Origin of the sequence: Umezawaea sp. NPDC059074 (genome assembly GCF_042738955.1) — a bacterium.
Lineage (GTDB): Bacteria > Actinomycetota > Actinomycetes > Mycobacteriales > Pseudonocardiaceae > Umezawaea.
Map to the genome: position 1 here is coordinate 1 of NZ_JBHYHC010000035.1, position 8,605 is coordinate 8,605.

Annotated in this window: 10 protein-coding genes and 1 pseudogene; 1 reads left to right on the plus strand and 10 read right to left on the minus strand. The window is 71.2% G+C overall.

The features are described from left to right. From ACFWW9_RS18010 to ACFWW9_RS18020, 3 genes and pseudogenes are all read right to left on the minus strand, one after another. On the minus strand, window positions 1–306 hold a 306-nt coding region (locus ACFWW9_RS18010), incomplete at its 3' end, for a hypothetical protein (protein ID WP_390378471.1). A gap of 119 nt (window positions 307–425) precedes the next feature. After that, window positions 426–821, minus strand: a complete 396-nt coding sequence (locus tag ACFWW9_RS18015) for a carbohydrate-binding protein (RefSeq protein WP_390378660.1) — start codon at window positions 819–821, stop codon at window positions 426–428. Window positions 822–845: 24 nt separating this feature from the next. Then, window positions 846–2,654, minus strand: a pseudogene (locus tag ACFWW9_RS18020) (glycoside hydrolase family 3 protein); the annotation flags it as partial. Between the two features lie 138 nt (window positions 2,655–2,792). On the opposite strand from ACFWW9_RS18020, the gene ACFWW9_RS18025 reads away from it, so the two are divergent. After that, a complete protein-coding gene (locus tag ACFWW9_RS18025) occupies window positions 2,793–3,431 on the plus strand; it encodes a GTP pyrophosphokinase family protein (RefSeq protein ID WP_390378473.1) in 639 nt (212 codons plus the stop codon). Between the two features lie 29 nt (window positions 3,432–3,460). On the opposite strand, the gene ACFWW9_RS18030 is transcribed toward ACFWW9_RS18025, so the two are convergent. The 7 genes from ACFWW9_RS18030 to ACFWW9_RS18060 form a co-directional block, all read right to left on the minus strand. Further along, window positions 3,461–3,619 (minus strand): DUF4241 domain-containing protein, encoded by a 159-nt coding sequence (locus ACFWW9_RS18030; RefSeq protein WP_390378475.1) that lies wholly within the window; start codon window positions 3,617–3,619, stop codon window positions 3,461–3,463. Window positions 3,620–3,744: 125 nt separating this feature from the next. Then, window positions 3,745–4,005, minus strand: coding sequence for a hypothetical protein (locus ACFWW9_RS18035; protein ID WP_390378478.1), 261 nt, complete (start codon window positions 4,003–4,005; stop codon window positions 3,745–3,747). Between the two features lie 159 nt (window positions 4,006–4,164). Continuing rightward, complete coding sequence (locus ACFWW9_RS18040) at window positions 4,165–4,680, minus strand: flavin reductase family protein (RefSeq protein ID WP_390378481.1); 516 nt, start codon at window positions 4,678–4,680, stop codon at window positions 4,165–4,167. Next, window positions 4,677–5,951 (minus strand): cation:proton antiporter, encoded by a 1,275-nt coding sequence (locus tag ACFWW9_RS18045; RefSeq protein ID WP_390378484.1) that lies wholly within the window; start codon window positions 5,949–5,951, stop codon window positions 4,677–4,679. The genes ACFWW9_RS18040 and ACFWW9_RS18045 overlap by 4 nt, the downstream gene beginning before the upstream one ends. 139 nt (window positions 5,952–6,090) lie before the next feature. Beyond that, window positions 6,091–7,032, minus strand: a complete 942-nt coding sequence (locus ACFWW9_RS18050) for an ATP-binding cassette domain-containing protein (protein ID WP_390378487.1) — start codon at window positions 7,030–7,032, stop codon at window positions 6,091–6,093. Between the two features lie 19 nt (window positions 7,033–7,051). Beyond that, on the minus strand, window positions 7,052–7,270 hold the full coding sequence (locus ACFWW9_RS18055; protein WP_390378490.1) for an MbtH family protein: 219 nt from the start codon (window positions 7,268–7,270) through the stop codon (window positions 7,052–7,054). 115 nt (window positions 7,271–7,385) lie between these two features. Further along, window positions 7,386–8,603, minus strand: a complete 1,218-nt coding sequence (locus ACFWW9_RS18060) for a cytochrome P450 (protein ID WP_390378493.1) — start codon at window positions 8,601–8,603, stop codon at window positions 7,386–7,388. Window positions 8,604–8,605 lie beyond the last annotated feature (2 nt).

The following is an 8,605-nucleotide window of genomic DNA, read 5'->3' on the forward strand; positions in this document are numbered from 1 at the left end:
GTTCGCGCGCTCGGTCGCGGTCAGGTCCGCGACGCCGGTTCGCCGCTCCTTCTCCGCCTGGAGGATCGCGCGGGCCTCGTCGACGGTCAGGCCGAGGTCGGCGACGACCTTCCGGTTCGGGATGACCATGAGCGTGCCGATGAGGGCGCCGAGGCCGACGCCGCCGCGAACGGCGAAGTGGACGTCCGTGGCCACGATCAGCACCACGGCGAGGACGCCGAGCACGACGGTGGCGGTGAGGCCGAGCGCGAGGCGGCGGTTGGACCTGACTAATCGGGCGAGCTCGTCGTCGGTCAGTTGTCGCATGGCGGTTTCCCCTCGGTCGGCGGACCTGACGGCGGACCGTACAACGATCATCGCCGCCCCGTCGACACCTGGGTCCACCTGCGTGAACAGGTGGACCCAGGTGGCCTAAGGGGGTGGTGTCAGCGGTCGAACCGGAACCAGTTCAGGTTGGTCAGGTCACCGCTGCCGGAGCCCGCGCGGGCCACGACGTAGAGCCGGTGCACGCCGGTCGCGGCCGCGTTCACGGTCGCCGTCCGGCTCGCCCACGTCTGCCAGCCGCCGGTGCCGGACGTGCCGACCGACGCGACGACCTGGCCGGTCGGGCTGTCGAGCCGGAAGTCCAGGAACCCGGTGGCCGTGGACGCGGACGCGACCCTGGCCGAGAGCGACGCGGGCGGCGTGGCGCCGAAGTCCACGTCCGCGTAGGCGACGTAGTCGCCCGGCGTCAGGCTGCCCACGTTCTGGCCGCAGCCGGAGTCCGTGCACTTCTCCACGGCCGTGCCGCGCTGCTCGTCGTAGTAGCTCGCCCCGATGATCGAGTACGGGCTCTGGGTGGCCGGGTACCGGTTGGTCGTCCCGAAGGCGAACAGCGGGGTCTTGCCGTCGCCGACGTTGATCGGCTGCTGGCTCGCGGACTGCATCCAGGTGGACGGCAGCGAGCCGGTCGGCTGGAAGTCGCCGAACAGGACGTCGGCGACGCCGTTGCCCTCGGTGCCCGGCAGCCACGCGGCGACCAGGGCGTTCCACTTGGACAGCTCGGCCGAGACGTCCATCGGGCGGCCCGACACGAGCACGACGACGACCGGCACGCCGGAGGCCTTGAGCGTGGCCAGGGTCGCGAGGTCCTCGCTGTCGAGGCTCATGCTCCCCTCGCGGTCGCCCGCGCCCTCCGCGTACGGCGTCTCGCCGACGACGGCGATGGCGGCCTGGTAGCTGCCGTCGATCCCGGTGCCGTTGCGGTTGTAGGTGACGGTCGACGTGGACGACACCGCGGACCGGATGCCTTGCAGCACCGTGGTTCCCGTCGTGACCGCGCCGCTGCCGCCCTGCCACGTCATGGTCCAACCACCGCTCTGGTAGCCGATGTTGTCGGCGGACTTGCCCGCCACGAACAGCTTCGACGCGGTCTTCGACAGCGGCAGCACGCCGTTCTGGTTCTTCAGCAGCACCTGCGACTTGCGGACGGCCTCGCGGGCGATGGCGCGGTGCGCCGCGCTGCCGACGGTGGGCGTGAACGTGCGGTCGGTCAACGGCTTCTCGAACAGGCCCAGCAGGAACTTCTGGGTGAGGATGCGGCGGTTGGCGTCGTCGATGCGCGACATCGGCACGCGGCCCGCGTTGACCTCCTGGCGCAGGAACGTGATGAAGTTCCGCCACTCGGTGGGCGCCATGACCATGTCCAGGCCCGCGTTGATGGCGGTGGCCACCTCGGCGGCGGTGAAGCCGGGCTGGCCGTCGATCTGGTCGATGGCGTTCCAGTCCGAGACGACCAGGCCGGAGAAGCCCAGTTCGTTCTTCAGCACGTCGGTGATCAGGTACTTGTTGGCGTGCGTCTTGAGGCCGTTGACGCTGCTGTAGGTGATCATCACCGAGCCGACGCCGCGGGCGATGGCCTCGCGGAACGGCGGCAGGTGCGTGGCGCGCAGCTCGGCCTCGCTGATCTGGGTGTTGCCCTGGTCGTCGCCGCCGGTCGTGCCGCCGTCGCCGATGTAGTGCTTGGCCGTGGCCAGCACCGAGCCGGGGTCGGAGAGCTTCGCGCCCTGGAGGCCGGTGACGAGGGTGGCCATCGACGAGGCGATCTCCGGCACCTCGCCGAACGACTCGTAGGTGCGGCCCCAGCGGTCGTTGCGGGCGACGCACAGGCACGGCGCGAAGTCCCAGTCGATGCCGGTGCCCGACACCTCCTCCGCCGTGGCGCGGCCGATCCGCTGCACGAGGTCCGGGTCGCGGGTCGCGCCGAGGCCGATGTTGTGCGGGAAGATCGTGGCGCCAGCGACGTTGTTGTGGCCGTGCACGGCGTCCACGCCGTAGATCATCGGGATGCCCAGCGGCGTGGCGATGGCCGCGCGCTGGAAGTTGTCGTACATGTTGGCCCACGACGCCGCCGTGTTCGGCGAGGGCGCGGAGCCGCCGCCGGACAGCAGCGACCCGAGGCGGAAGTTGGTCAGGTCGGCCGTCGTGACCGAGTTGCGCTCGGCCTGGGTCATCTGGCCGATCTTCTCGTCGAGCGTCATGCGCCCGAGGAGGTCGGCCACGCGGGCGGCGACGGGTTGGGTCGGGTCCTTGTAGACGGGGTCCGCGGCGGACGCGGTGCCCGTGTCCACCACCAGGGCGGCGAGGAGGATCGCCGCAGCGGCGAGAGTGCGCATGAACAGCCTCCGGTACGTGCAGGGTGGAGGGGTCCGTGGCGGCGGAGGCCCTTTTGTTGCGGCTCACAACATGTTCCCGCGATCGTAACCCGCAGGTCACGTGATGGTCTAGACCAAGATCGCCGGTACCCTTGACCCATGGACAACGGTGTGCGGGCGAGGGTGGTCGAGCCCGTTCCCGTCGAGCTCGCGCAGCACCTGCTGGTGTACAAGTTCGCGATCGACGAGCTCATGACGAAGCTGCGCATTCTGAGCGAGGAGTTCGACTTCGTCCACCAACATGACCCGATCGAGCACATCACCAACCGGATCAAGCGACCCGAGGCGATCATCGAGAAGCTGCGCCGGAAGGGCCTGGAGCCCGAGCCGTCGCTGATCGCCGAGCACCTGCACGACGTCGCCGGGGTCCGCGTGGTGTGCCCGTTCGTCTCGGACGTCTACCGGGTCGAGGCCATGCTGCGCCGCCAGCACGACGTGGAGATCCTGCGGTCCAAGGACTACATCGCGAACCCCAAGCCGAACGGCTACCGCAGCCTGCACCTGATCGTGCGCATCCCGGTGTTCCTGTCCGACCGGGTGGAGCACGTGAAGGTCGAGGTCCAGATGCGCACGATCGCGATGGACTTCTGGGCGACGCTGGAGCACAAGCTGTTCTACAAGTTCGACGACCAAGCCCCGTCGGACTTCCTCGACGAGCTGACCAGCACCGCCCACATCGCCGCACAGCTCGACCACCGGATGGAGTCGCTGCACCAGCGCGTCCGCCGGGAAGGCTGACCGCCCCGACGGACGGAGCACGACCAGCCTCAGACGGCCGACACCTCCGCGTCGTGCAGGAGCAGCATGTCCGCGACGAAGCACGCGACCGCGCCCTCCGCGGTCCGCCCGCCCCAGACCGGGTAGCTGCCGTCACCCCAGCCGCTGCCGAAAGCGACCAGCGTGGCGCCGGACTTCGGGTCGGACACCTCCGCCGCGCGGTCCCGTCCGGGTCGTGCCGGATCTCCACCCGCTCGGCCCGGTCGTCGAACTCCTGCCGCTCCGGGGAGTCGTAGGTCCACCGGCTGTTCCGGAGCTGGAACAGCCGGTCGTCCTAGGTCCTGCGGTACTCCACGGACAGGTGTCGCCTGACGTGCTCGTCGAAGTACCAGCACCGAGCGAAGTGGTGCCGCCACGCGATTTCGACGAGCACGACGGGCAGCCCCGTCTCGGGGTCGACGAGGCAGACCGCGTACTGCTCCCCCGCCCGGTCGCGTTCCCGCGCCGTCGCCACCGCCAACCGTCCGACGACCGTCCGGTTCGACGGATCCCACCCTTCGCAGTACACGACGTTCACCCGCTCGACCTCGCCCATGTCGCGGACCCTACGACCCCGCACCGACAAAACCGGGCGGGGCAACGGGTTCCGGCGGTCGAGCACCGGTACCGCTCCGGCACGCGGACCGGGGGACGTCCGCGTGCCGGGGCGGTGCGAGGGGACCGGGGGCGCGGGGGTCGCCTCCCGGTCCTGGGTTCAGCGGCCGGGCCAGGAGTGGTACTGGCGCAGGCCGTAGACGAGCGGGGCGTGTTCGTGGCGTTCGGCGACGGCGAAGACCTCGCCGAACACGACCACGTGGTCGCCGACCAGCTCGGTGCGGCTCACCCGGCAGTCGGCCATCGAGTGGGCGTCCTCGTGCAGGTGCGGGCCGCCCGCGTCGGGCGGCATCTCCCACGGGATGAGGTCGAAGCGGTCCGGGGCGCCGGAGGCGAACAACTCGGCCACGGTCTGGGCGCGGCCGTGCAGGAAGTTCACCGTGAACGCCGAGCGGTCCAGGATCGCGTCCAGCGTGGGGCTGCCGCCGCGCAGGCACACCAGCAGCGTGGGCGGGGACAGGGTCACGCTGCACACCGACGACACGGTCATGCCGCGCGGCGAGCCGTCGTCGCCGGTCGTGGTGACGACGGCGACCCCGGTCGGGAACCGCGCCATCAGCGACCGGAAGTCGGCGACGGGCAGGTCGGTCGGCGACTGGACGGGCGACTGCGTCACGGCGTTCCCCCTTGCGGTTCGAGTACCGGCGGCAGCGCCGTGCGGCGGGCGCGCAGGTCGATGAGCGACAGCAGCGGCCCGGTGAGGCCCGTGGTGACCAGCGCCATGATCACCAGCGCCAGGAACAGGGCCGCGGACAGCAGCCCGGCGCTGTACCCGGCTTGCAGCACCACGATCTCGGTGAGGCCGCGGGTGTTCATCAGCACGCCGATGGTGACGGCGTCGCGCCGGGTCTCGCCGCCCAGCCGGGCGCCGAGGTAGCCGCCGCCGACCTTGCCGAGGATCGCCAGCGCGGTGGCCAGCACCGCCGCGACCCACGGCAGCGAGGACGACGGGGTGGAGAACAGGCCCATGCCCGCCACGACGAAGAACACCGGCACGAACAGCCGTCCGAGCGACGCGACCGGCCGGGTGACCTCCTCCCAGCGTTCGGCGCCCTCGCCGTTGGGCATCGCGAGGCCGACCACGAACGCGCCGAACACCGCCGTGAGGCCCCAGTGCTCCATCTCGATCGCGACCACCAGCGCGGCGACCGCGACGGCCACCGACAGCAGGCGGGGGAACCGCGCCGCGAGCGTGCCCGCGGTGGCTCCGCGCAGCAGGATCCGGCCGAGCAGGGCGATCGTGACGCCGACGGCGAGCACGGCGAGCGAGCGGACCACGCCGCCCCAGCCGCCGGAGGCGGTGCCCATCGCGACGACGAGCAGCAGCCACGCGGTGGAGTCGGTGAACACGGCCGCGGCCATCGACAGCTTGCCGTTGCGGCCCGCCATCATGTCGCGGTCCTCGAGGATGCGGGCCAGGACCGGCACCGCGGTCACGCTCAGCGCGACGGCGATCATGAGCACGAGCGAGAGGATCGGCGCGGACCCGCGCAGCACCCCGTCACCCGACCACAGCACCCAGCCCGCGAAGACGAACCCCGTGGCGAGCGCCGGGAAGAACGAGCCGATCGTCACCCAGCCGACGGACCGGGACCCCAGTCCCCCGCCGCCGCGCCGCAACTCGTGGGCCACGCCCACGAGGAACAGCACCAGGCCGACCTTGCCGATGTACTTCAACACGCCGAGCACGTCGGGCGGCAGCAGTGCCGCCAGCGCCCCGTGCCCCGCGACGGCGGCCACCACGGGCACGATCAGGATGCCCGCGAGGATCTCGCCGATCACCTCCGGCTGCCGCGCCGCGCGCGCCGCCAGCCTTCCCAGCAGTGCGGCCGCCAGGACGACCGCCAGCACCGCGACCACGTGCGCGCCCACCAGCAGGCCGCCCATCAGGCGGCGCTCCCGACGGCGTCGGCGCGGCGGGCGGGTCGCCTGACCATCGACAGCGCCCTGCTGCCGGAGAAGTTCTCGATCCGCCGGGTGGTGGTCCTCGGGTGGTTGAACATCTCACTCCCCAGTGTTGGAAGGGTTATTGGGCTCCGTGGCCGACGAGGTTGAAGAACACGTCGTCCAGCGTCGGGCGGCGCATGGCGAAGTCCGCCACCTCGACGCCCGCGTCCTTGAGCGCCACCGCGGCCGCGGCGATCCCGTCCATGCCGTCGCGCAGTTGCAAAGCGATCACGCCCTTGACGGGGTCGGACGTCGGGTGGTCGACGGCGATCGGCGCGAGCACGCGCACGGCGGCCTCGACGGTGTCCGGCAGGGCGACCACGACCTCCAGCCACTCCTGGCCGACCTTGCGCTTGAGCTCGTCGGGCGTGCCGTCGGCGATGACCTTGCCGGAGTTGATCACCACGATCTGGTCGGCGAGGAAGTCCGCCTCCTCCAGGTACTGCGTGGTGAGCAGCACGGTGACGCCGTCGGTCACCAGTCCGCGCACGGTCGTCCACAGCGACTGCCTACTGGCCGGGTCCAGGCCGGTGGTCGGCTCGTCCAGGAACAGCACGGACGGGTCGGCGACCAGGCAGCTCGCCAGGTCGAGCCTGCGCCGCATGCCGCCGGAGTAGGTCTCCACGGGCCGGTCGGCCGCGGCGGTCAGGTCGAACCGCTCCAGCAGCTCGACGGCTCGGGCTCGGGCGCCCGCCCGGCCCAGGTGCAGCAGGGTGCCGAGCAGGACCAGGTTCTCCCGGCCGGTGAGCAGCTCGTCCACGGCCGCGTACTGGCCCGCGAGGCCGATCCGCCTGCGCACCTCGACGGGCTGCTTGACCACGTCGTAGCCCGCGACCAGCGCCCGCCCGCCGTCCGGTTCGAGCAGCGTGGCCAGCACGCGCACGGCGGTGGTCTTCCCCGCGCCGTTCGGGCCGAGCAGCCCCAGCACCGAGCCCTGGCGCACCGACAGGTCGATGCCGCCGAGCGCCTGGTGCTCGCCGTACCGCTTCGTCAGGCCTTCGACCTGGATCGCGACGTCCACGTGCACTCCTCGTCTCGGGTCAGCCCGCGCGGGTGGCGGACTGGTCGCGGAGGCTCTTCGGACGCATGTCCGTCCAGTTCTCCTCGATGTAGGACAGAGCGGCTTCCCTGGTTCCCTCGGCGAGCGCCACGGTCCAGCCGGGGGGCACCACGGCGAACGACGGCCACACGCAGTACTGGCCCTCGTCGTTGACCAGCACTAGGAACGACCCGTTCCGGTCGTCAAAGGGGTTCGTCACTTTCGGCACTCCCGTTGGCTCGAAACTTCACCCGTGCCCCTCGGCCAATGCTGTCCGGGGGCGCTGACCGGGCACTGACGGATTCCTGATCGACGAACGCCTGCGCACGAGCGCACTACGGGACCAGCTCGACGGGCAAGGAGCTGTAGCCGTAGACGAAGTTCGAGTACAGGCGCGTCGGTTCGGCGGGCAGCCGGATGTCCGACACGGTGTCGCGCAAACAGCCCAGCACCGCGCCCACGTGGGCGCGGCCGAGGAACGCGCCGAGGCAGAAGTGCGGGCCGAACCCGAAGGCCAGGTGCTTGTTCGGCGTGCGGGCGAGGTCGAACCGCTCGGAGCCGGGGAACACGGCCTCGTCGAAGTTGGCCGAGCTGTTCCACAGCGTCACGACGTCGCCCTCGCGGACCGTCGTGCCGCCGACCTCCACGTCGGCGACCGCGCGGCGGCCGAAGTGCATCGCGGGGGTGGTCCAGCGCAGCACCTCCTCGGTGGCGCTCTCGATGCTCACGTCGCCGTTCTTGAGCGCGCGCCACTGGTCGGGGTTCTCCGCGAGCGCGCGGATGGCCCCGATGGAGGACATGCGGCTGGACTCGTCCGCGCCGAGGATGAGGCTGTAGCAGTTGAAGACGATCTCGTCGTCGGGCAGCGGCTTGCCCTCGACCAGTCCGGTGGCCAACGCGGACACCACGTCGTCGCCGGGGCTCTTGCGGCGCTGCTCGGCGAGGGTCCCGAAGTACATCAGGATCTCGTTGCGCGCCAGCCACTCCTCCATCTCGCCGTCTTCCGAGCTGTGCCGGGCGAGGGTCTTGTTGTTCCACTCCACGAGCTGCTGCCGGTCGGCCTGCGGCACGTCCATCAGGTCGCCGATGGTGTTGATGGGGATGTTGTCGGCGACGTCGGAGGCGAAGTCGACCTGCCCCTTGCCCACGACACCGGCGAACAGGTCGCGGGTGCGCTGCCGGACCAGCTCGGCGACGTGGTCGAGCAGCCGCGGCGAGAACGACTTGAGCATCAGGTTCCGCACGGCCCGGTGGTGCGCGCCGTCGGTGACGGCGAGCATCTTGCCCGCCGCGGAGTCGTGGCCCTGCAACAACGTCGACAGCACGTTGCCGCGCTCGGACGTGAAGTTCTTGGTGTCCTTGTAGACCGAGACGACGTCGGCGTAGCGGGTGACGGCCCAGAAGCCGGGCACCCCGCCCTTCGGCTCGTTCCAGTGCACGGGGCTGCGCTCGCGCAGCTCCCGCCACAGCCACACCGGGTCGTGGTCGATGTAGGTCTGCGCGTCGGCCAGGTCCAGGGTCGTGGCGTCGGCGGTCCGCTCGGGTGCGGTCATGG

Coding starts and splice junctions, on each gene's coding strand:
- ACFWW9_RS18045 (WP_390378484.1), bottom strand. CDS start 5,951: ATGGGCGGCCTGCTGGTGGGCGCGCACGTGGTCGCGGTGCTGGCGGTC.
- ACFWW9_RS18035 (WP_390378478.1), bottom strand. CDS start 4,005: ATGGGCGAGGTCGAGCGGGTGAACGTCGTGTACTGCGAAGGGTGGGAT.
- ACFWW9_RS18025 (WP_390378473.1), top strand. CDS start 2,793: ATGGACAACGGTGTGCGGGCGAGGGTGGTCGAGCCCGTTCCCGTCGAG.
- ACFWW9_RS18060 (WP_390378493.1), bottom strand. CDS start 8,603: ATGACCGCACCCGAGCGGACCGCCGACGCCACGACCCTGGACCTGGCC.